Genomic DNA, 23,034 nt, shown 5'->3' on the forward strand with positions numbered 1-23,034 from the left:
CCTATCGCAGCGTAACCGGCGCCCCGGTTTTCGCGCTGGTCATCGCCGCCTCGACAAGGCGCAATGAGACGAGGTTGTCGCGCGCGGCATTGATCGGCGGCTTGCCGGTTTCGATGGCGACGAGCAATGCGCCCATGGCGCCGGCAAAGCCGTCATTGAACCATTGGCCCATGAGGTCCGGCCGCGCCACGCCTTCGGCGGTGGTAAGACTGACCGCTTGCCGTCCAAGGTCGGGGCCCGTGCTGCGCAACGTTCCCCTGGTGCCGATAACGACGGTCGAATCCTGAGCGCCAAAGCGGGTGTGGCCGTCGAAGACAAGCGAAGCCTGCCCTCCCGGATAGGCAACCATGGCCTGCGCCAAAAGCTGCGAGGCCACTTGCTGATCCCCTGCCCGCGTGCCCGTCGCATAGACGGTCCGCGCGGTGTCGCCGATGACGCTGGCCAGAAAATCGAACCAGTGGATGGCGAAGTCGTCGAGCACGATCTGGTCGATCTTTTCGAAGGGCGTGCCAGCGATCCAGGAATGATCCCACTGGATGGAGACGTGGACGCCGGTGACCTCCCCGATCAGCCCCGCGGACACGGCTTCGCGGATATAGGACAGATGCGGCGCCCAGCGGCCATTCTGGTTGACGGCAAGCTGGAGTCCTTTGGCCTCGGCAAGGTCCACAAGTTCGCGGCCCAGTGCCAGATCGCGCACGAACGGCTTCTGCGAGAGTACGTGCTGGCCGGCCTCCAGCGCCCGCCGCATCAGCGGCGCCCGGCCAGCCGGGTGCAGGGTGATGTCCAGAACCTTGATGCCGGGATTGCCGATCAGGTCCTCAACCAGGTCGGTGGCGATTGCGTCCGGAAAAAACCGGTCGCGCCGGCCTTGCGCGCGGTCGAGATGCCGGTCCGCGATGGCCACGACGTTCAGCCCGGATTTCCTGTAGGCATCGAGATGGGCAAAGCTGATGCCGCCGGCGCCGATCAAACCGATCGGCGTCGATCTGTCCCTTGGCATCGGCGGCGCGTAGTCGACAACCGGAGCGGCAACAGGCTTGGCGTCGGCGGCAACGAGCGCGTAGGAGTCCGGCGCGGGGAGATCGGCATCGCTGCCGGGGGTCAAGGCAGGAGCTCCAGCGTCCGTCCCTCGCGAGCCGACAATACCGCCGTGTCGATGATGCGCTGCGCGGTCCTGCACAGGTCGGGATTGAGTGGCCCTTCAACCGGCTTGCGTTCCTGCCGGCAGTAGAGGACATATTCCACCGGCCGCCGGAATGGCGCCTTGAGCACGTCCACGGGAATGTTGCGCACCTGAGGATGCGCCCGGGTCTGCACGCCGATATGCTCCTCATAGTCGTAGCTGGAAATGGTGCCGTCGGTTCCAACCACGACGAAACCGCATTTGGGCTGCGGCTGCAACGTCCACGGATCGGTGAACGTGCCCCAACGCGTCTCGAATTTCGACAGGCCGGTGGCGTAGCGGCAGACGGTGATGGAATGCTCGTCGACTTCGAGACCTTCGGGACGGTCGACCACCGATGTCACCGTCAGCGGCGCGCGGCCGCCCATGAACCAGGTGCCGAGCGTGGCGCCGTAGCCCATATAGTCGAGCAGGCTGCCGCCGCCCGACGCGGCCTTGTACCACCATGACGTCGGCTTGCCCCGCCGCACCTCCTCGTCGGAAACCTCGACCTTGTCCGCCAGGTGGTAGAGGGGACCGCGATTGCCATCGTAGAAATGGACTTCGATGACCTCGCCAATCACACCTTCGTCGATCAGCCGCTTGGTCGTGACGTGCGGCGGATACCAGGCCAAAGGCCAGTTGATGGCGAGCCGAACGCCCGACTTCCGCGTTGCCGCGATCATCCGGTCGGCATCGGCGAGCGAGGCGGCAAAGGGTTTCTCGACGAGTATGTCGGCGCCGAAGCCGGCGACCTGCTCGACCGCTGATGCATGGTCGGCGGTCGCCGGGCAAAGGATGATCAGATCGGGCCGCGCGGCGGAAAGGCATTGCCGCACGTCGGTGAAAATCCTGTCCGCCGGTATGTCGAGAGCCGAAACCGCGCCGTTCATGCGCGCGGGGCTCGCATCGCAGATACCGACGATCTCGGCGTCGGGATGCTCGTGAACTTCACGCAGCAGGTCACCCATGTGCATGTGATCAAAGTTCACGCCGACGACGCGCCATCGTTTTCCAGTCATGGCTTCCTCCCTGTGCCGGGCGCACTGTATGGAAATTTGCCTGCCGAGGAAGGGTCGCCTGCCGGGAAAATCTCATCCAAACTGATGTAATCTGATTGAGATGCTGATGGCGCCTCACCAGCCCCCGTCTACCACTTGAAAATGGAGGCTTGCCATCCGCCGCAAAAGGGGATGCTCTGACGTATCTGACTGGCGCTGGCAAAAAGACGCGGTCCGGTTTCTTTGCCGGAACAGAGGTTGGACTTGGTAGTCATTTTCAAAATGGGAGGAAACCAAATGCTGACGAGGCTACGATTACTTGCGATCGGTCTGATTGTGGCGCTGGCCATTCCGGCGGCGGCACAAGCCAAGACCTTCTACTGGATTTCACATGGCGGCCCGGCCGATCCGGTGTGGACCTACTTCCTGGCCGGCGCCAAGCAATGGGCGAAGGATACCGGCAACACCGTCAATACCTCGTTCCACAATGGCGACGTGGCCTCGCAGCAGGAAGCGGTTCGCGCCGCCCTCTCCGCCAAGGCCGACGGCATCGTCACCACCAGCCCTGATCCGGGCAGCCTGGTCGAGATCGTCAAGGAAGCCCGCGCCGCCAACATTCCGATCATCAACTTCAACACGCCCGATCCGAAGGCGAACTTCAACGCTTATGTCGGCGGCGACAACGTCACCTTCGGCAAGCACTGGGCGCAGTATCTGGTCGACAAGGGCCTGGTGAAGAAGGGCGATTTCGTCTGGATGCCGGTCGAGATTCCCGGCGCCACCTATGGCGTCCAGGAAGAGGAAGGCATCAAGAGCGTCTTCGGCCCGCTCGGCATCACCTATGAAGTCACCGAGGCGACGCTCGATCAGGCGGAAGTCATCAACCGCATGGTCGACTACCTCACCGCCCACAAGGGCAAGGTCAAGGCGATCATCGGTCTGGGCGATCTGGTCACCGGCTCGATCAAGCGGGTGTTCGACCAGGTCGGCGTGAAGCCGGGCGAAATTCCCGTCGTCGGCTGGGGCAACTCGCTCGACACCACGCAGGAAGTGCTGAACGGCTACGTCAACGCCGGCCAGTGGCAGGACCCGCAGGCGACCAGCTATGTGGCGCTGTCGCTGGCCAACATGGCCGCGTCAGGCATTCCTCCGGGCTTCAACGTCATCACCGGCGCGCTCTATGAAAAGGACACCGCCGGGATCTACGACAAGATCCTGTCCGGGAAATAATCCGTGAAACAATCGCCGCGCGTCTCGTCGGCGCGCGGCGGACATTGCCCTTTCGCCGCCTCCGGCCGCCTAGCGTCTCGAGGTCCCGGCCAATCCCAGTCATGTCGCGGGTCCACGTGGAAAATCATTCGCTTGTCCAACGCCTGATCGCGCGGCCTGAATTCGGGCCCTTCGTGCTGCTTGTCGTCGAAATCTCCATTTTCTGGGGGTTCAACCATGATTTCCTATCGCCACAGAACATCTCCAACACGCTGGCCTTCACCGTCGAGCTCGGCCTGATCGCGCTGGCCATGACGCTGCTGATGACGTCGGGCGAATTCGACCTGTCGGTCGGCTCCCTGTTCGGTTTCTCGCCGGTGCTGATGTGGACATTGTTCAACAGCGGCCTCACCTCGCTTGAGGTCGGCTTCATCGTCGCCCTGCTGGTCGCCGCCTTCATCGGCCTGGTCAATGGCTGGTTCGTGACGCAGTTGAAGATCCCGTCCTTCCTAGTGACGCTCGGCATGCTGCTGGTCGTTCGTGGCACCGCCTTGTTCGTGACCGACGGTTTTCCGCAGCGCACCTGGAGTGCCGACGGCACCTGGCTCGCCTCGATGCTGGTCGGCGATTTCCACGTCGGGCCCTTCCGCATCTACATGTCGCTGTTCTGGTTCATCGCCGCGGCCATCGCGCTCGGCTACGTGCTGACGCAGAGCCGCATAGGCAACTGGATCCAGGCCGCCGGCGGCAACCCCAACGCGGCGCGAGCGCGGGGCGTCAACGTTAACGGCGTCAAGATCGGGCTGTTTATCCTGTCGTCGGTCATGGCTTCGCTCGCCGGCGTCATCTCCTCGCTGCGCACCTCGGCGGCCAACCCCAATAGCGGCACCGGTTATGAGCTCGAGGTCATCGCCATGGTGGTGATCGGCGGCACCGCGCTGACCGGCGGACGCGGCACGATCATCGGCACGGTGCTCGGCATCCTGATCCTGCGCTTGATGCGCAACGGCATCGTGCTGATCGGCGTGCCCGGCCTTGCCTACAATATCTTCATCGGCGCCATCATCCTTGGCATGATGGCGCTTCACTCTTGGCTGGAACGCCGGCATCAGGCAGGGACTTGAACCATGGCTGAACCGCTCATCCGCATGACGAATATCCGCAAGTCCTACGGGCGCGTGCAGGCGCTGGTGGATGCCAATTTCCATGTCAATGAACGCGAGATCGTCGGGCTTCTCGGCGACAACGGCGCCGGCAAGTCGACGCTGATCAAGGTCTTGTCGGGTGCGGTGCCGCTGACCAGCGGCGACATCTTCATTCGCGGCAAGAAAGTGACTTTGCGCAGCACCAGCGACGCCATCGCCCATGGCATCGAAACGATCTACCAAGACTCGGCGCTGGTTACGCAACTGTCGATAGCCCGCAATCTGTTCCTCGGGCGCGAACCGATCAAACCGCCGCGCTTCCTGAACCGCATGGACCAGGAGACGATGAACATGGTCGCCCGCGACCTGCTCAAGCAGGTGGGCATCTCCAAGAACATACCGCCGACGACGCCGATAGGCTCGCTCTCGGGCGGCGAACGCCAAGCCGTGGCGATCGCGCGCGCCATGCATTTCGACAGCGACCTGATCATCCTCGACGAGCCGACCAACAATCTCGGCGTCGCCGAGACGCAAGGGGTGCTGAGCTTCGTGCGCAATGCCCGCGATTCCGGCCATTCCTGTATCTTCATCGCGCACAACATCCACCATGTTTTCCAGGTGGTCGACCGCATCGTCGTCATGCGCCGGGGCAAGGTGGTAGCGGACGACATCGATCCGAAGAAGACCAGTGTCGCCGAGGTGGAACGGATCATCACCGGCATGTCCGACAAGGAAATCCACGACGCGGTCGGCGACGGCGCTCAGCCATCAGGCTGACGCCATGAAAGCCACCGTCTCGGACATAGCAAGGACCTGCGGTCTCTCGACCGCCACCGTCGACCGTGTGCTCAACAACCGGCCAGGCGCCAGCGCCGCCAACCGGCAGCGCGTGATGGAAGCGGCCAAGCAGCTCGGTTACCTTCCGGTCGCCGATCAGGTGACGCTGCCATCGAGGCCCGCCCACCTCGAATTCTTCCTGCCCATCGGCAGCAATGCCTTCATGATGGATCTGGCTGGCCATATCGAGGATTATGCGGCACGCCTGCCACTTGTCGCCTCTTGCCGCATCCACAATCTTGGGGGCATTTCGCCGAGCGCGCTGCAGGCCGCCGTCGAGAACCTGTCGCTCAAAGCCAATGGTGTCGGCGTCATCGCGATCGATCATCCCCGAACCCGCAACATCCTACGCGAGATCGTCGAAGCCGGCATCCGCCTGGTGACGATGATATCGGATGTGCCGGCCGCGCCCCGCTCGGCCTATGTCGGCATCGACAATCGCGTCGCGGGCCGCACGGCGGCACTGCTGATGGGACGTTTCCTTGGTGGTCGTCCAGGCCATCTGGCGATGGTCGTCGGCTCACGCTCCTATCGCGGCCACGAGGAGCGTGAAATGGGTTTCCGCTCCGTGCTCACCGAGGAGTTCCCGCAACTGACGGTGACCAGCGCCGTCGAGATCAACGACGAGCCGGAAGTCAGCTACACGGCGACAATGAAGGCGCTGCACAACGAACCCGAACTGCTTGGCATCTACTGCGTCGGCGCGGGACGCTCAGGCGTGGCGAAAGCACTTCGCGAAGCGAGGCCGCAAAGGAAGCCGATTTTCATCTGTCACGATCTGACCAGGGAAACGCGCGGCTACCTGGTCGACGACCTGCTCGACGTCGTCATCGACCAGAATGCGCGGCTGATCGCCGAGCAATCGGTCATTCGTCTGCTGGGATCGATCGCATCCTCGGCCCCGTACCTGACGCGGAAGTTCATTGAGCCACGCCTGATCTTGAGGGAAAATGTCCCGGTGCAATGATATCGAGGCTCGCAACCAACGATCGATTTTCGAGCCGGACGGGCACACGCTTTCAATTTTGGCCGATGGCGCTCCCAAAGGTGATCCGGCAAATATGCACAGCAGCTATGCAACATCCGTAGTTGCCGAATCATTGGGCAATGGGTAGTTTGACCGTGTTGGCCATCTACTCCTCCCAGATGCGATGCCAGCGCTGAATGGGGTGCACCTCCTCCCGCGCCACATTCGAAATCGAGCCCGCTGCCACCTCCTCCCGGCAGCGGGCTTTTTTCATTCCACAAATCGCAAATGTTGGAATGCCGGCTGCGGCAAAGCGCGGCCGCGAGCCACGCCAACAGCACCTTGATGCCGAGAGCTAACTTGCCGCGGCGCCCCTGAACGAAGCGATCAGGCCTTCCGCCATGCGGACAAACTGCGCGCTGGGGCCTTCCGTGCCGACGCTCTGGACACTGACACGGGCGCCTTCAAGCAGAAGCGACAGCGTATCGGCAAGCAGTTCGGCCTGGCCGATGCCGGCATCCCTGCACAGCGTCACGAGGCGATCGCGCTGGGCTTCCTTGAGTTCCTTGATCACACGCCTGGCCGGATGATCGGTCTCGCTGAGTTCGACGGCGGCATTGGCCATATCACAGCCGCGGCCGTCCGCCCTGAGCATATCGGCCGCGATACGAACCCAGGCATGCAGCTGAGCCAACTTGTCGCCAGGGTGCTCGGTTTCGAATTTTTCCCACATCGCACCAGCCTTGCAGGCCGTGGCGCGCAGGCATTGGATGATGAGGTCGTCCTTGGATTCGAAATGACGATAGAGCGTCATCTTGTTGGTGCCGGCGGCCTCAGTGATCGCGTCGATGCCGACGCCCTTGATGCCATGCTTGTGAAACATGTCCTGCGCCGTCTCCAGGATCCTGTCCCGGGGCCGAGCGCGTTCCACAGTGCCGTCTTCCATCAAAACCTCCTTGGCTTTCCAAAAATCCCTCGGTACGCCTCTTGACTAGGGTGTTACCGGTCTGTAACGTCACGAATGTTACTTACTGGTAACACCTATGTCGTCCATCGTCAATAACAAGGCCGTGAACTGGTCCTGCCAGACAGAGTTGGGCGAAAGATTGCAGATCATGCGGCCTCGTGCCGGTGAAGAGATGAAAAACGGTTCGCGAGCATGGGCTGCGAATCGACACACAAGGAGCCGGCCGATGCCACAGCGCCGCGATCTTACCATAGATGAAGCCGTCCGGGATCCAATGATCCGGCTGGTCATGAAAGCCGATGGCGTCGACCCGCGCGCCCTCGAAAGGATGTTGCGTTCGCTTGCCGATGCGCAAGACGCGAGTAGTGATGCTTCGCTGTTCCGTGCGCCAGGCAATGCCGATGAAGGTAGGGGCCAACGCCTCTCCTGGGTTGCCAGTGCATTCGGGAAGGCCAGGGCAGCCGGCGAGGCATGCGTGTCGTGGTAAACTTCTTCATCCACCGTCCGATCTTCGCCTCGGCGATCGCCATCATCATGGTGCTCGCCGGGACGATTTGTTACTTCCTACTGCCCGTCTCGCAGTTTCCGGACATCACCCCACCCCAGGTCGTGGTCAGTGCCCAGTATCCTGGCGCCAGCGCGCAAGTGGTGGCCGACACCGTCACGACGCCGCTCGAACAGCAGATCAACGGCGTCCAGGGCATGACCTACATGTCGTCGACGAGTTCCAATGACGGCTCCTCGACGATCACCATCACCTTCGATGTCGGCTATCCGCTGAGCACCGCCGCCGTCGACGTACAGAACCGCGTCTCGCAGGCAGCGTCCTCGCTTCCCGCGATCGTCAACCAGGGCGGCGTGACGATCAAAAAACAGAATCCGAACTTCGTCCTGATCGTTAACCTGACATCGCCCGATGGCTCGGTCGACCCCGTCGCGCTATCAAACCTCGCCTATCTGCAGGTCGTCGATCCGCTAAAGCGCCTGCCCGGCGTCGGCGACGTGCAGATCTTCGGCGAGCGGCGCTATTCGATGCGCGTCTGGCTCGACCCCGACAAGCTCGCCAATCTTGGCATCACCGCCGTCGACGTCCAGAACGCGATCGCCGAACAGAACGTGCAGGTGGCCGCCGGCAAGATCGGCCAGTCGCCGGCGCCGGCCGGCACCGCCTTCGAGATGCAGGTCAATGCCGTCGGCCGCCTGAGCGATCCCAAGGAATTCGGCGACATCGTCCTGCGCGCCAACTCCTCATCTGGCTCGCTGGTGCGGCTGCGCGACGTAGCCCGCATCGAGCTTGGCGCCCTGCAATATTCTTCATCCGCTTTCTTCGGCAAGGATCCAACCGTGGTGCTCGCCGTCTACCAGATGCCAGGTTCCAACGCGCTCGATCTGCAGCAGCGCGTCAAGGACAAGATGCAGGAACTGTCGGGCCGGTTCCCCAAGGGTGTTTCATACGCGATGCACTATGACACGACGCGCTTCGTCTCCGCGTCGATGCATGATGTGCTCATCACGCTGGGCGAAGCCCTGGTTCTGGTCGTCGCAGTCGTCTTCATCTTCCTGCAGAGCTGGCGCACGACGATCATCCCCACCATCGCCATTCCGGTGTCGCTGGTGGCGACGCTTGTCGTCATGGAGATGCTCGGCTTCTCGCTGAACATGCTCTCCCTGCTCGGCATGGTGCTGGCGATCGGCCTCGTCGTCGACGATGCCATCGTCGTGGTCGAGAATGTCGAGCGACAATTGGAAGCCGGGCTCAAACCATTGGCCGCGACAAAGGCGGCCATGGCCGAGGTCACCGGTCCGATCATCGCCACGACCGCCGTGCTGATGGCGGTGTTCATACCGGTTGCCTTCATTCCCGGTGTTTCCGGGCGCCTCTACAACCAGTTCGCGCTGACGGTCGCTATCTCCGTCGGCATCTCCGCCTTCAACTCGCTCACGCTGAGCCCGGCGCTGAGCGCCGCCTTCCTGCGGCACCGCCAGCCAACGCAGTTCGTATTGTTCCGCTGGTTCAACACCGGCTTTGACCGGATGTCGCATGCCTACGCCCATGGCGTGCGCATCCTAATCCGTTTGCGATGGATCATGCTCGGCCTGTTCGCGGCCGGTCTCGTCGCCACCTTCTTCGTGTGGCAGCGCCTGCCTTCGACCTTCCTTCCGGTCGAGGACCAGGGCTACTTCTTCGTCGTCATCCAGTTGCCCGACGGCGCTTCGCTGGAGCGCACCGACGCGGTTGCGAAGAAGGCGCGCGACATCCTGCAGGCGACGCCCGGCGTCGACATTGTCGGCTCGATCAGCGGCCTGAACTTCCTGACCAGCGCGGCGCAGTCGAACTCGGCGGTCGAGTTCGCCATCCTGAAGCCATGGGAACAACGCGGCCCCGACCAGAGCGCATCGAAACTCGTCGCCGACGTCCGCGGCAAGCTGATGCAGATTCCGGAAGCCTTCGCGCTGAGCTTCGATCCGCCGTCGATCCCGGGTATCGGCACCACGGGCGGCTTCGAATTCGTGGTCGAGGATCTCACGGGGCGGGGCAGTTCAGCCCTCAACGACGCGACGCAAGCCGTGATCGCCGAGGCGCGCAAGCAACCCGAGATCAATCCGCAGCAGCTGTTCTCGCCATTTTCGACCTCGACGCCGCAGTTCAACTACGACCTTGACCGCAGCAAGGCCAAACTGCTCGGCCTGAACCTGCCGGACGTATTCAACACGCTGCAGATCTATCTCGGCTCGCTCTATGTGAACGACTTCAACCTGTTCGGCCGCACCTTCCGGGTGACCATCCAGGCCGACAAGGATGCACGCGCGGGCGCTACCGACATTTCGCGGCTCTACGTACGCAACGCCTCGGGCGGCATGGTGCCGCTCAGCACACTGGGCAAGCTCGTGCCTTTCGTCGGGCCGGAAACCGTGCCGCACTACAACAACAACGCCTCGGCCACGATCAATGGCGGCGCCGCACCCGGCTTCTCCTCGGGCCAGGCGGTTGCCGCCATGGAACGGGCCGCGGCCACGGCACTGCCCAGGGATTTCGGTTTCGAATGGACCGGCATCACCTATCAGGAGCTCAAGGCGGGATCGATCGCGTCCGTCGTCTTCGGCCTCGCAATCGTCTTCGTCTTCCTGATCCTGGCGGCGCAGTATGAAAGCTGGGCGATGCCGTTCATGGTGCTGCTGGCGGTGCCGCTCGCCCTGTTCGGCGCGTTCGCGGTGCTGTGGCTGCGCGGCATGCAGATCGACGTCTATTCGCAGATCGGCTTTGTCATGCTGATTGGCCTGGCGGCGAAGAACGCCATCCTGATCGTCGAGTTCGCAAGAAGGCGACGCGAGGAAGGCCTCAGCATCATCGATGCGGCGATGGAAGCGGCACGACTGCGGCTGCGGCCAATCCTGATGACCGCCTTTGCCTTCATCCTCGGCGTGCTGCCGCTGATGTTCGCGACCGGCGCCGGTGCCGCAAGCCGGCAATCGATCGGCACGACGGTGTTTGGCGGCATGGTCGCCGCGACGATCCTGTCGCTGGTGTTCGTGCCCGTCTTCTACGCGGTGATCGAACAGCTGCGTGAACGCCGCGGCGGCGAAGAGCCCGCCTCGCGGCACCCCGAACCAACTGCCGAACCCGCCTTCCCTCCCCTGGCGGAAGCGGCTGAATAAGATTGGAGACTAATCATGCGTAAATGGAAAATCGCGTTGGGAACGGCTGTCGCGCTGGGTGCGATCTCGGTGGCCAGCGTCCACCTGCTCGACATGGGCAGTCTAAGCCTCAATGCCGGCACGGCAGGTGCCGCACCCGCTCCGGCGGCCTTCGTCATGCCGGTGCCGGTGGTGAATGTCGTCAAGAAGACGATCCCGATCTATCTCGACTATGCCGCGCGCACCGAGCCGATCCGCAGCATCACGCTGCAGGCGCGTGTGCCGGGCTACCTGCAGGAGCAGAGTGCCGACGACGGCAGCGATGTCCGCCAGGGCGACCTTCTCTACAGGATCGCTCCGCAGGACTATCAGGCCGCCCTCGACCAGGCGAAGGCACAGGTCCAGCGCGACACGGCGACGCTTGACTATGCCCGCTCCAATCTTGGCCGCGGCACCGAACTGGCCAAGAGCGGGTACATCGCCAAGGATGTGTTCGACCAACGCACCAGCACCTTGCGCGAGGCCGAGGCGTCGCTGGCGGTCAACCAGGCCGCCGTGCAGACCGCGGAGCTCAATTTGAGCTATGCCGAAATCCGTGCGCCCTTCACCGGGCGCATCGGCCGCAACCAGGCCTCGGTGGGAACGCTGGTCAGTGTCGCCGGCACCGTCCTCAATACGCTGGTGCAACTTGATCCCATCTACGTCACCTTCAATCCGAGCGAGACGGATCTGGCGCAGATAGAACAAGCCAAGGCGGCTGGGCCCGTCGATGTCGATGTCCTTCTTCCCGGTGACACGGAACCGACCCAGAAGGGTCAGCTCACCTTCATCGACAATACGGTCGACCACTCGACCGGCACGATCACGGCGCGGGCGACGATCGGCAATGCGAAGTTCACGCTGCTGCCTGGACAATATGTGCGCGTGCGCCTGCATATCCGTCAGCAGCCTGATGCTTTGATGGTGCCGCAGACGGCGCTGGGCTCCAGTCAGCTCGGCAAATATCTTTATGTCCTTGGCAAGGGCAACACGGTCGACCAGCGCATCGTTTCGCTCGGGCCGACCAATGGCGATCAAGTGGCCATCCTGAGCGGCGTATCCGAAGGCGACCAGGTGATCACAGGCAATCTGCAGAAGATCGGGCCCGGAATGCCGGTCTCGCCACTCCCCCAAAAGCCGGCCTCCTGACCTCCGCCGCAGGGCTGGCTTGAGAGGCGGCGCCCCTGGCCGGTCAGGTCGGGGGCGCCGTTTTCGCGAGCAGTTCAACCAGACCCGCGACATCGGCGCGATCAGCCTTGGCCGGGGGAATGAAGGCGCAATAGGGATGCCCGAGACGCACCGATACCGATGAAAGCGCGATCAGGCGGCCTGCTTCAAGATCGGCGCGCGCCATGACCCTCTGGCCGAGCGCGATGCCCAGACCAAGCCGCGCCGAGGCGATAGCCAGGCTGGACAGCCCCACGCGCCTGCCATGCGACGGATCAGGCGAGCGGCTGCCGCCCGATGCCGAGAACCAGTCCGCCCATGTTGGATGCGAGGCATAGTTCGGACCCCAGTTGGTGTGGATGAACATGCTCTCGTGCACATCGGCAAGGCTCGAGGCACCGTTGCCGTGCCTGTGCCAGAATTCCGGCGCGCAGACCGGCAAGACATCATCGTGGACGAGCCGAACCATCCGCAGGCCGGAATAGTGGTAGTCGCCATAGCTGATGCGAAGGTCGATGCCCTGACGCGCCAGATCGACAGGATCATCCTCGACTCGGACATCGATCGCCATGCGCGGGAAGGTGTCGATGAGAATCGCCAGCCTGGGCGCAAGCCACAATTCAGCCAGCGAGAACGGCACGCTGACGACAAGACGCGTCCTGAGGCCGCCCTCCAGCATGCGCGTCGCGATCGCCGCGATGTCGCCCAGCGCCCGAGCGGCCTGCGGATAGATCGCGTGGCCGGCATCCGTCAGCGTGATGCGATTGCCGTTGCGTACGAAGAGCTGCTTGTCGAACCAGGTCTCCAGGTTGCGTATCTGCTGGCTGACCGCGGCCGAGGAAACCCCAAGCTCGGTGGCCGCGAGCGTGAAGCTGCCGGCGCGGGCCGCCACCTCGAAGGCCTTGATCGCGTTCAAGGGTGGCAGGCGCTCCATCGAACAAGGCTCCGCAATAATTTCTTTCGCAATCCTAATAATTTTCAGCGTTGAGGGAAAGATTAATTTGTCGTCTTCTCTGTCCACAACCTTGGAGCAAACGACGATGAAAGACATTCTCGACCTAGACCGCTACCCGCTCGATCGTGAGGGCAGCGCCGAATGGAAAAGCCTCCTCGAGCGCTCGGTTGCCGCGCTTGAAGCCGACGGCATGTTCAATCTCGAGGGTTTCCTGCGGCCCGGCATCGCGGAAAAGGCGGTGCGGGAAATCCAGCCGGTCATGGCCACGCGGTCGCATGTGCACAAGCGCATGCACAATATCTACTTCAAGCCGGATATTCCGGAGCTAGCGCCCGATCATCCGGCACTGCGCAAGGTAGAGACCATCAGCCATACGGTTTGCGCCGACCAGATTCCCGGCAGTGTCGTTCTCGCCATCTACGAATACGAGCCGTTGCTGCGCTTCCTGGCGGCGGCGATGGGCAAGACCAGACTGCATGTCATGCAGGACCCGCTCGCGCGCACCAACGTCATGGCCTACCGCGCCGGCGAGGCGCTGAACTGGCATTTCGACCGCTCGGAGTTCACCACGACCCTGCTGCTGCAACAGTCGGAGCGCGGTGGCGATCTCGAGTACAGGACCGATCTCAGGTCGGACGACAATCCCAACTATGACGGCGTTGCAAAGTTGCTGGAAGGCCGCGACCCCGAGGCCAAGATCCTGCGCATGAAACCCGGCACTCTGAACGTCTTCCGCGGCAAGAACACCGCGCACCGCGTCACCACGGTCGAGGGCGATCGCGAACGGATGATCGCGGTGTTCTCATACTATGAGAGGCCCGGAGTGATGTTCAGCCCCGAGGAGAGGGTCGGTTTCTACGGCCGGGCGGCCTGAGGCTTGGCATGATTGCCGCGCGGCCCACCGACGCGTCGGTGGGCCGACAGGCAGGAAATTTCAGAAAAAACCTCTTGTTAGATTGTCGACAATCTGATTGTCTTCCTTCGGATCCTTTTGGAGTGACCCGATGGCGAAGGCGGATTTCAGTCCCATTGCCGACACGACGCGGCGCGCCGAGATCGTCGCCCTGCTGCGGCGCGCGATCCTGACCGGGCAGTTGGAGCCAGGCCAGAAGCTCAACGAGCTCAGGATTTCGGAACAGATGCGGGTCAGCCGCGCCCCGCTGCGCGAGGCGATGCGCGAGCTGGTGCAGGAAGGCATCCTGACCAGCATCCCCTATGCGGGGACATTCGTCATCGGCGTGACGGCGAAGGATATCGCCGATGCCTATTCCCTCAACCAGGTGCTCGACGAGTTCGCGATCGAATTGACTTGGCCGCTTCGCGACCAGCGTTTCCTCGACGAGGTCGACCGGCGGCATGAAGCCGTGAAGCAGGCGACGCGCGACGTGGACACCACCCGTCAGATCGAAATGGCACTGCAGTTGCACGGCCTGATCTACGAATGGGCCGACAATGCGGTGCTGCTGGAGACATGGCAGCGCCTGACCAGCCGGTTGCAGATGTATTTCGCGCTGCATCAAAGGGCGCGCAACGAACCGGTTCCGGCCGAAGACGTGCACGAGGAGTATGCGCGGCTGTTGAAAGGCGACGACATGCGCGCCGCCCAGCGTCACGCACGCGCTCACATCGAACTCGATTACGAAGAACTGCTCGCCTACGTGCGCGGCCTCGAGCAGCGGGCGACCGAGGGCGGCAAGGCCGATCGCACGGCACCCATGCGCAAAGGGACCAGGGACAGTTGAGTTCCCGCGCCTGCGGCATCTCCTGAATTTCGAACCAATCCAGACAGCGGAAGACCCAAGTGCAGATCGAGACCATAAAAGCCTACCATGTCGTGCAGCCTTTCGTGGACGGCCCTTACCGCATGTCAAAGGGGCGAGTCGCCGACTGTTTCGACGCCGTGATCGTCGCCGTGACCTCGGACAGCGGCGTGACCGGCTGGGGCGAAATGGCGCCGCTCGGCAATTTCTACTCGGCGGCTTTTCCCGCGGGCGTCCGCGCAGGCGTGGTGGAGATCGCACCGCATCTCATCGGCCAAGACCCACGCGGGCTGGCCGGCATCGGCCGGCTTATGGACACGGTGTTCAAGGGCCACCCCTACATCAAGTCGGCGCTCGACATGGCCTGCTGGGATCTCTCGGCGCGCGCCGCCAATGTGCCGCTGGTGACGATGCTTGGCGGCAAGGAGAGCGATACGGCGGAGCTCTACAAGGTCGTCACGCATGGCAGCGTCGACGCCATGGCGGCGTTGGCCAAGCGGATCGTCAAGGACGGCTTCCATCGGCTCCAGGTCAAGGTCGGCGGCAATGTCCACGACGATATCGAACGCGTGACTGCGGTCGCCGCATCGGTGCCGAAGGGCACCGTCATCTTCTGCGATGCCAATGCCGGCTGGACGCCTTATCAGGCGCGCCAGTTCGCCGATGCGACCCGCGCCATCGACTACACGTTCGAGCAGCCCTGCACGACGATCGACGAAAACATGTCGGTGCGCCGTTCGCTTGACAAGCCGATGGTGCTCGACGAATCCGTGCAGTCGCTTGACGATATGCTGGAGATCCACCGCAAGGGCGCGGCCGACGGGCTGACGCTGAAGATCTCGCGGCTTGGCGGCGTGACGAAGACGCGGCTGATCCGCGACGTCGCCGTCGATCTCGGCTTCATGATCACCGTCGAGGACACAGGCGGCGCCGAAATCGATACCGCCGCCATGGCGCATCTGTCGCTGTCGACGCCGGAGGAGCGTCGCCTGCACGCCATTGCCTTCTATGAATGGGTGACCGTGCGAACCGCATCGAACATGCCGCCAGTGATCGGCAGCCGCATGGGCATTCCGGACGGTCCGGGCCTCGGCATCGACGTCGATCCCGCTCTGCTTGGCGCCCCCTTCTTCGAGATCGGCCGATAACATGAAAATTCGCAGCATCAAGGCCACGCCGATCAACCTGCGCCTCGAAGCGCCCTATGCCTGGGTGTTTGGCGAACTGGACGGGTTTTCTCCAACCATCGTCGAGGTCGAGACAGAGGACGGGCTTATCGGGCTCGGCGAGGCGCCGACCCCGGCGGCGGCCGCGATCATCAACGATGTCCTCGCCCAGCGCCTGATCGGCCGCGATGCCTTCGACATTGCCGGCGCCGAGCATGTCTGCCTGCCCTACTGGACCGGCGTGCAGTCGATCAACGACCGCACCCGCATCATGGCCTTCGGCGCCATCGAGATGGCGTTGTGGGACCTGCGCGGCAAGGCGTGGAACCAGCCGCTCTACCAGTTGCTCGGCGGCGCCGTGCGCAAGGACATCCCGTTCACCGATTATTTTTCGCTGCGCGGTGACGGCCCAAACGTAAGGGGCGAGACGACGCCGGAGGAAGTCGCCGACTATTGCGTCGAGTTGCGCGAGACCCATGGAACGACCTTCTTCGAAGGCAAGTTTTCGACCCAGGATCCGAAGGTGTCGCTGAAAATGGTCGAGCTGATACGCGGGAAGCTTGGCGACGATGCGATGATCCGCATCGACTCCAACCAGGCCTATTCGCTGGCGACGGCGCGGCGGTTGGCGCGGCCGCTGGAAGAGCTTGGCGTGCGCAACTGGGAAGACCCGGTGGCGACGATCGAGGAGATGCGCGAATTGCGCCGCCATTGCTCGATCCCGTTCTCGACCCACAACATCGATATCGCCCGCGCCATGGAAACCAGGGTGCCAGACGCGTTCGTCGGCAATCCGACCGCGCATGGCGGCATCGGCCGGATGTCGCGCTTCGTCGGCGCCTGCGAACACGCCGGCATCGATTACTGGTGCTACAGCGGCGACAGCGGCATCGGCAGCGCCGCCTACCTGCATCTGTGCGCGGCGCTTGGCTGGATCAGGGAGCCGAACCAGTCGCTGTTTCGCATGCTGCCGATGGACGTTACCGAGGAAGGGCCGTTCTCGCCAAAGAACAATGTAGTGCGCGTGCCGGAGGGCCCCGGTCTCGGCGTCACGTTGTCGCGGGAAAATCTCGCGGCGTGTCACAGAGACTTTACCGAGAAAGGACCCTGCAACAAGTATCATGACCCCGCGAAACCCGGGACTTACCGCCGTTTGCCGCTGAACTAGATGATGTAGGGCGGCCAAAAGACGAGAAGCCGACCACCACGACTTCTGTCGGGAAGGTCGGACGCTGACAGGTGAAGGCAGCGCAGCCAAGAATCCGACATATCCAGGCCAAGGACTGGTGGACCGGACAAAACTGCATGCTACAGTCCGGTCGACAAACCGAATTGGCGACCGGGATACGGAGAACATCCACGGCAATCGTCAACCACAAAAACACAGGGGAAAGGGTTAGACCCATGAGCAAAGACTACCGCATTCTCGACTTCATCCGACGCGGCCGCACGCCGCACGAAAACCACCTGATCGATGGCCTTGTCGATGGCCGTGTCAGCCGCCGCGACTTCATCCGCCACGGCAGCCTGCTTGGCCTTTCCCTGCCGCTGCTGGGCGGCATCACCACGGCCGCGGGCTTCGGCGGCATGCCCTCGCTGGCGCGCGCCCAGGGCGCGCCTGGCGCCACGATCCGGGTTGCCAGCAGCGTTCCAGCAGCCACCATCGACCCTGTGACCATCGCCGATGCCGGCGGCCTCGTGGTCATGCAGCAGGTAGCCGAGTTTCTCTGCGTCGATGGCCCCGACCTCGTGCTCAAGCCGGCGCTGGCCGAGAGCTGGAAGCCGAACGACAACGGCACAGTGTGGACCTTCAAGCTGCGCAAGGGCGTGAAATTCCACAGCGGCGGCGAAATGAAGGCCGATGACGTGGTGGCCAGCATCGACCGCCTCGCCGACCCGGCGAACTCGTCCAATGCGCTGTCGGTGTTCACCGGAATCCTGTCGAAGGGCGCCAGCAAGAAGGTCGACGACTATACGGTGGAATTCCACCTCGACGCGCCGAACGGCAACTTCCCCTACATGCTGTCGTCCGACAACTACAACGCCGTCATCATCCCGGCGAGCTACAAGGGTGACTACGAGAAGAGCTTCGACGGCACCGGACCGTTCAAGATCGAGAAGTACACGGCGAAGGTTGGCGCCTCCTTCGTGCGCAACGAAGACTATTGGGGACCGAAGGCGCTGCCCGAGCGTACCGAATTCACATTCTTCGCCGACATGCAGCCGCAGATCCTGGCACTGCAGGGTGGCCAGGTCGACATCATCAACCAGATGCCGGTCCTTGCCGGCGTGGCGTTGCTCAACGATCCGAACGTCAACATCATCAGCCTGAAGTCTTCGGCGCATCAGCAACTGCATCTGCGCTGCGATGACGGCCCGCTGAAGGATGCGCGCGTACGCCGCGCCATAGCGCTCAGCCTCGACCGCGACAAGCTGGTCGCCGGCCTGATGAAGGGGCGTGCCTCTCCGGGCAATGACAGCCCGTTCGCGGCGGTCTATCCCTCCACCGATACGAGTGTGCCGCAGCGCAAGCGGGATGTCGCACAGGCCAAGCAGCTCATGGAGGCCGCCGGCGCGGGCAAGGGATTCAAGATGACGCTGACCACCGAGCGCTACCTGGAAATCCCCGAATATGCCCAGCTGATCCAGAACTGGGTCAAGGATATCGGCATCGAACTCGATCTCAACATCCTCGACCAGAGCGCCTATTATGGCGACGCTGTGTTCGGCAAATCGAACTGGCTGGATTCGGTGATGGGCATCACCGACTACGGTCATCGCGGCGTGCCGAACGTCTACCTGGCGGCGCCGCTGAAGAGCGATGGCACCTGGAACGCGGCGCATTTCAAGAACAAGGACTACGACACGCTGGCGACCAGCTACATCGCCGCGCTCGATCTCGAGGCTCAGAAGGCGACGGCGGGCAAGATCCAGAACCTGCTGCTCGAGGAAACACCGGTGATCTTCGGTTATTTCTACGACTACCTCACGGCGGCGGCGAAAGGTGTCGCAGGTATCCAGCCGACCGCGATGTCGCAGCTGTTCCTCGACAAGGCATCGAAGGTCTAGACAAAAAAGGGAAAGCCAATCCTCTAACAGCCAGCTCCCTCACGGGGGCTGGCTCCACAAGGAGTCTTAGCCATTCTCTCCTTCTTTGCACGGCGCGTCTCGCTGTCGCTGGTTACGTTGTTCCTGCTCAGCATCATGGTGTTTCTGGGCGGTCAGGTGCTGCCCGGCAATGTCGGGCGCGCAATCCTTGGACCGTTTGCCGATCAGCGCGCGGTCGACGCGCTCAATCACACGCTTGGCGTCGATCGTCCGCTGATTGCCCAATACTGGGGCTGGATCTCCAATTTTGTGCAGGGCGACATGGGCACGTCCTACATTTTCCGCTCGCCGGTGGCGCCGTTCGTCCTCGATGCGCTCGGCAATTCGATGAAGCTGGCGGCTGTAGCGTTCGTGCTGGTGGTGCCGATCGGCATTCTCGGCGGCGTCATTGCCGCGCTCAATCTCAACCGCCCGCTCGACCGCATCATCAGCCTTGGCGGCCTGTCGGTAACAGTGCTTCCGGAATTCGTCACCGGCATCATCCTGATCCTGATCTTCGGCGTCTGGCTGCGGTGGCTGCCGATATCCGCCGCATGGCCCAAGGATGCCGGCTTCTTCACCCAGCTCTATTACCTGATCCTGCCTGCACTGCCGTTGTTCCTGGTTCTGTTCGGTTACATCGCCCGCATGGCGCGCTCCGGCATGATTGAGGCGCTCGATTCCGATTACACGCGAACAGCCGTGCTGAAGGGCCTGCCCTGGCGCACGGTTATCTGGCGCCACGTGCTGCGCAATGCGCTGCTGCCCACCATCACCGTCATTGCCACGCAGACCGGCTATCTCATCGGCGGCCTGGTCGTGATCGAGACGCTGTTTCGCTACCAGGGCATCGGCTCGCTGATCTTCACCGCCGCGCGCGGCAAGGATTTCCCGATGCTGGAGTCCGGCATCCTGACCATCGGCATCGTCTATGCGGTGGCAACGCTGATCGCTGACTTCCTCTATTCCGTGCTCAATCCACGCATCCGGCTGGGAGCAGAACAATGAGCGCCGTCCCAACCACCTCTGCGCCACAAGACGATACGCGCCGGCGCGGGCCGCTGGCCGAAGTGCTGTTTTCTCTCATGCGCTCCGGCACCTTCCTCGTCGGTTTCGCCATCGTGCTGTTCTGGGTTGCCTGCGCGCTGTTTGGCGAACACTTCGCGCCCTATGATCCGCTTGCCGACGACATCATCAACGCGCTGTCGCCGCCTTCGGCGGAACACTGGTTCGGCACCGACCAGATCGGCCGCGACGTCTTCTCGCGCGTCATTGTCGGCTCGCGCGATATCCTGACCGTGGCTCCTCTGGCGACCTTGCTGGCGACGGTCGCTGGCACGGCGCTCGGCCTGCTTACCGGTTACTTCCGCGGCATCGTCGACGACGTCGTCAGCCGCATCCTTGAAGCCTTCATGGCCATTCCCGTGGTCATCGTGGCGTTGCTGGCCATCGTGGCGCTCGGCACCTCCAAGACAACCGTCATCATCGTCATAGGGTTGAGCTTCGCGCCGATCATCGCGCGGACCGTGCGCTCGGCGGTGCTGGCCGAGCGCGAACTTGACTATGTCGCGGCAGCCCAGCTCCGGCACGAGAGCGCCTTTCACACGATGTTCGTGGAAATCCTGCCAAACGTCATCCCGCCAATCCTGGTCGAGACCACCGTGCGGCTCGGCTATGCGATTTTCGCGGTCGCCACCCTCTCCTTCATGGGTTTCGGCATCCAGCCGCCTTCGCCTGACTGGGGGCTCTCGATCTCCAACAATTACGGCATGATCGGTGGCGGTTTCTGGTGGACGGTGCTGTTCGATGCGCTCGCCATCGCCTCGCTGGTGATCGGCGTCAATCTGGCTGCCGACGGCGTTCATGGAGCGCTCAATGACTAAGCCCGCAAAGGCGCAAAACGCGCTCGAACTGCACGATCTGTCGGTCGCCTACCGTGTCGCCGGCCGCAACAGGGCGGTGCTGCGCAACCTCAGCCTCAATATCGGCCAGGGCGAAGCCTATGGGCTGGTCGGCGAATCCGGCTGCGGCAAGTCCACGGTGGCGCTCACCGTCGTGCGCTATCTGCCGAGAAACGGCTCGATCACCGGCGGCGACATCTCGCTCGACGGCCAGGATGTCATGAAACTGGACGGCGAAGCGCTGAGGCGGGCGCGGGCCGAAAGCGTCTCGATGGTCTATCAGGACCCGGGCAAGGCGCTGAACCCGTCGATCCGTATCGGACGCCAGTTGACCGAGATCTTCGAGCTTGCCGGCATAACGGGACAGGCTGCCGAGGCGCGGGCGATCGCCATGCTCAACCGCGTGCGCATCTCCGATCCGCCAAGCGTCATGCAGCGCTATCCGCACCAGCTGTCCGGCGGCATGCAGCAGCGGGTGGCGATCGCCATGGCGCTGGCTAATGATCCGTCGATGCTGATCCTCGACGAGCCAACCACGGGACTCGATGCGACGGTGGAAGCCGAAGTGCTCGACCTCATCGCGCAACTGCGGCAGGAACTGTCTGCGTCGATCCTGTTCATAAGCCACAACCTCGCCGTCGTCTCCAACATGTGCGACCGCGTCGGGGTGCTCTATGCCGGCATGATGGTGGAGGAAGGGCCGACGGATGTCGTGTTCAACGACCCCCGCCATCCCTACACCGTGGCGCTGCTGCGCTGCCTGCCACGCGGCGGCCAGCGCAAGGACCAGGGCCGCCTCGACACCATTCCGGGGTTCTTGCCGGGCATCGGCGTGGCTATCAAGGGCTGCGCCTTCGCCGACCGCTGCGCACTCGCTGATGACCGCTGCCGTACAGAATTGCCACCGCTCTATGATCTGAGCGACGAGCGCGGGAAACGCTTGTCGCGCTGCCACTATCACGACAAGGCGCAGGCCCTGCCGCGCGCCACGCCCAGCGACGTGGCGCCAGCACCCAAGCCGACAGCCGCGCCTGTGCTGCGTGTTGCCGGGCTGAACAAGACCTATGCCAGCCATGGCCATCCCTTGCGCGCCGTCAAGGATGTCTCGGTTGATCTGCGGCCCGGCGAAACGCTGGGGCTTGTCGGCGAGTCCGGCAGCGGCAAGACCACATTCGCCCGGCTGTTGCTTGGCCTGGTGCCACCCGATGACGGCGGCATCATCGAGCTCGAGGGCAAGGCGCTGGCGCCGAGGCTGGAGAACCGTGGCGACGACCAGGTCAAGGCGATGCAGATCGTCTTCCAGAACCCGGACTCCGCGCTCAACCGCTCGCATTCGATCCGCCATATCCTGGGCCGCGCATTGCGGCGGCTGGCCGGTCTCTCCGGCAAGGCACTGGAGGCGCGCCTCGACGACCTCGTTCGCTCGGTGCGCCTCACGGAAAGGCATCTGGCCGTGAAGCCACGCCAGCTCTCCGGCGGGCTGAAGCAGCGTGTCGCCATCGCGCGCGCCTTCGCCGGCGATCCGCGCATCGTCGTCTGCGACGAGCCGACCTCGGCACTCGACGTTTCCGTTCAAGCGGCGATCCTCAACCTGCTCGCCGACCTGCAGCAGAAGGAGGACGTCAGTTACATCTTCATCTCGCACGACCTTGGCGTGGTGCGTTACCTGTCCGACAAGATCGCGGTGCTCTATCTCGGCCGCATCATGGAGCTTGGGCCATCCGAATCCGTCTTCTCCGGGCCGCATCACCCCTATACCGAGGCGCTGCTGTCGGCCGTGCCCAAGCTCGATCAGACCGAGACGGCGCGCATTCGTCTTGACGGCGAAATCCCCAGCGCCACCAACCCGCCGTCAGGCTGCGTGTTCCACACACGCTGCCCGCGCAAGATCGGTCCTATCTGCGAACAGCAGGAACCTCCATTGGCCGAGGCACAGCCAGGACATTCCATCCGCTGCCATATCCCCTACTCCGAACTGGCAACGCTGCAGAAGGCGGCCGTGAGCGAACCGGCCTAGCGAAAGGCGGACTGT

The 23,034-nt window shown here is 63.2% G+C and carries 19 protein-coding genes; 15 read left to right on the forward strand and 4 right to left on the reverse strand.

All coding sequences use genetic code 11. From position 1 onward, the window contains the following. Position 1: 1 nt before the first annotated feature. Both ACO07C_RS10070 and ACO07C_RS10075 read right to left on the reverse strand, forming a co-directional pair. Entirely contained in the window at positions 2-1,108 is a 1,107-nt protein-coding gene (locus ACO07C_RS10070; RefSeq protein WP_421914024.1) for a Gfo/Idh/MocA family protein, read from the reverse strand. Then, the gene (locus ACO07C_RS10075) at positions 1,105-2,187 is read right to left on the reverse strand and encodes a Gfo/Idh/MocA family protein (RefSeq protein ID WP_421914025.1); all 1,083 of its coding nucleotides are present in this window, start codon (positions 2,185-2,187) and stop codon (positions 1,105-1,107) included. Before ACO07C_RS10075 ends, ACO07C_RS10070 begins: the two co-directional genes overlap by 4 nt. Positions 2,188-2,463: 276 nt before the next feature. Here ACO07C_RS10075 and ACO07C_RS10080 point away from each other — a divergent pair, with 276 nt between their 5' ends. The 4 genes from ACO07C_RS10080 to ACO07C_RS10095 all read left to right on the forward strand — a co-directional run bounded on the left by ACO07C_RS10080 (position 2,464) and on the right by ACO07C_RS10095 (position 6,324). Continuing rightward, complete coding sequence (locus ACO07C_RS10080; RefSeq protein ID WP_421914026.1) at positions 2,464-3,396, forward strand: substrate-binding domain-containing protein; 933 nt, start codon at positions 2,464-2,466, stop codon at positions 3,394-3,396. 116 nt (positions 3,397-3,512) lie between these two features. Continuing rightward, the gene (locus tag ACO07C_RS10085; RefSeq protein ID WP_421914027.1) at positions 3,513-4,499 is read left to right on the forward strand and encodes an ABC transporter permease; all 987 of its coding nucleotides are present in this window, start codon (positions 3,513-3,515) and stop codon (positions 4,497-4,499) included. A gap of 3 nt (positions 4,500-4,502) precedes the next feature. Further along, a complete protein-coding gene (locus tag ACO07C_RS10090; RefSeq protein ID WP_421914028.1) occupies positions 4,503-5,297 on the forward strand; it encodes an ATP-binding cassette domain-containing protein in 795 nt (264 codons plus the stop codon). A 4-nt stretch (positions 5,298-5,301) separates the two neighbouring features. Beyond that, entirely contained in the window at positions 5,302-6,324 is a 1,023-nt protein-coding gene (locus tag ACO07C_RS10095; RefSeq protein WP_421914029.1) for a LacI family DNA-binding transcriptional regulator, read from the forward strand. 355 nt (positions 6,325-6,679) lie between these two features. On the opposite strand, the gene ACO07C_RS10100 is transcribed toward ACO07C_RS10095, so the two are convergent. Continuing rightward, positions 6,680-7,270, reverse strand: coding sequence for a TetR/AcrR family transcriptional regulator (locus tag ACO07C_RS10100; protein WP_421914030.1), 591 nt, complete (start codon positions 7,268-7,270; stop codon positions 6,680-6,682). Between the two features lie 97 nt (positions 7,271-7,367). On the opposite strand from ACO07C_RS10100, the gene ACO07C_RS10105 reads away from it, so the two are divergent. From ACO07C_RS10105 to ACO07C_RS10115, 3 genes are read left to right on the forward strand one after another with little or no spacing between them, the layout of a single operon-like run. Beyond that, a complete protein-coding gene (locus tag ACO07C_RS10105; protein WP_421914031.1) occupies positions 7,368-7,778 on the forward strand; it encodes a hypothetical protein in 411 nt (136 codons plus the stop codon). Beyond that, the gene (locus ACO07C_RS10110) at positions 7,763-10,948 is read left to right on the forward strand and encodes an efflux RND transporter permease subunit (protein WP_421914032.1); all 3,186 of its coding nucleotides are present in this window, start codon (positions 7,763-7,765) and stop codon (positions 10,946-10,948) included. Before ACO07C_RS10105 ends, ACO07C_RS10110 begins: the two co-directional genes overlap by 16 nt. Positions 10,949-10,963: 15 nt before the next feature. Beyond that, positions 10,964-12,115, forward strand: coding sequence for an efflux RND transporter periplasmic adaptor subunit (locus ACO07C_RS10115; protein WP_421914033.1), 1,152 nt, complete (start codon positions 10,964-10,966; stop codon positions 12,113-12,115). A 43-nt stretch (positions 12,116-12,158) separates the two neighbouring features. Here the strand turns inward: ACO07C_RS10115 and ACO07C_RS10120 are convergent, their stop codons facing one another. After that, positions 12,159-13,067 (reverse strand): LysR substrate-binding domain-containing protein, encoded by a 909-nt coding sequence (locus ACO07C_RS10120; protein WP_421914034.1) that lies wholly within the window; start codon positions 13,065-13,067, stop codon positions 12,159-12,161. Positions 13,068-13,173: 106 nt separating this feature from the next. Here ACO07C_RS10120 and ACO07C_RS10125 point away from each other — a divergent pair, with 106 nt between their 5' ends. The 8 genes from ACO07C_RS10125 to ACO07C_RS10160 all read left to right on the forward strand — a co-directional run bounded on the left by ACO07C_RS10125 (position 13,174) and on the right by ACO07C_RS10160 (position 23,019). Then, the gene (locus tag ACO07C_RS10125) at positions 13,174-13,962 is read left to right on the forward strand and encodes a HalD/BesD family halogenase (protein ID WP_421914035.1); all 789 of its coding nucleotides are present in this window, start codon (positions 13,174-13,176) and stop codon (positions 13,960-13,962) included. Positions 13,963-14,092: 130 nt separating this feature from the next. Next, complete coding sequence (locus ACO07C_RS10130) at positions 14,093-14,830, forward strand: GntR family transcriptional regulator (RefSeq protein ID WP_421914036.1); 738 nt, start codon at positions 14,093-14,095, stop codon at positions 14,828-14,830. 59 nt (positions 14,831-14,889) lie between these two features. Continuing rightward, positions 14,890-15,996 (forward strand): mandelate racemase/muconate lactonizing enzyme family protein, encoded by a 1,107-nt coding sequence (locus tag ACO07C_RS10135; RefSeq protein WP_421914037.1) that lies wholly within the window; start codon positions 14,890-14,892, stop codon positions 15,994-15,996. Position 15,997: 1 nt separating this feature from the next. Then, a complete protein-coding gene (locus ACO07C_RS10140) occupies positions 15,998-17,182 on the forward strand; it encodes a mandelate racemase/muconate lactonizing enzyme family protein (protein ID WP_421914038.1) in 1,185 nt (394 codons plus the stop codon). A gap of 236 nt (positions 17,183-17,418) precedes the next feature. Further along, entirely contained in the window at positions 17,419-19,083 is a 1,665-nt protein-coding gene (locus ACO07C_RS10145) for an ABC transporter substrate-binding protein (RefSeq protein WP_421914039.1), read from the forward strand. Positions 19,084-19,155: 72 nt separating this feature from the next. Continuing rightward, positions 19,156-20,109, forward strand: coding sequence for an ABC transporter permease (locus ACO07C_RS10150; protein ID WP_421917487.1), 954 nt, complete (start codon positions 19,156-19,158; stop codon positions 20,107-20,109). After that, the gene (locus ACO07C_RS10155; RefSeq protein WP_421914040.1) at positions 20,106-20,984 is read left to right on the forward strand and encodes an ABC transporter permease; all 879 of its coding nucleotides are present in this window, start codon (positions 20,106-20,108) and stop codon (positions 20,982-20,984) included. Before ACO07C_RS10150 ends, ACO07C_RS10155 begins: the two co-directional genes overlap by 4 nt. Then, positions 20,977-23,019 (forward strand): dipeptide ABC transporter ATP-binding protein, encoded by a 2,043-nt coding sequence (locus tag ACO07C_RS10160; protein WP_421914041.1) that lies wholly within the window; start codon positions 20,977-20,979, stop codon positions 23,017-23,019. The genes ACO07C_RS10155 and ACO07C_RS10160 overlap by 8 nt, the downstream gene beginning before the upstream one ends. Positions 23,020-23,034 lie beyond the last annotated feature (15 nt).

The organism is Mesorhizobium sp. (assembly GCF_965229135.1).
Taxonomy (GTDB): domain Bacteria; phylum Pseudomonadota; class Alphaproteobacteria; order Rhizobiales; family Rhizobiaceae; genus Mesorhizobium.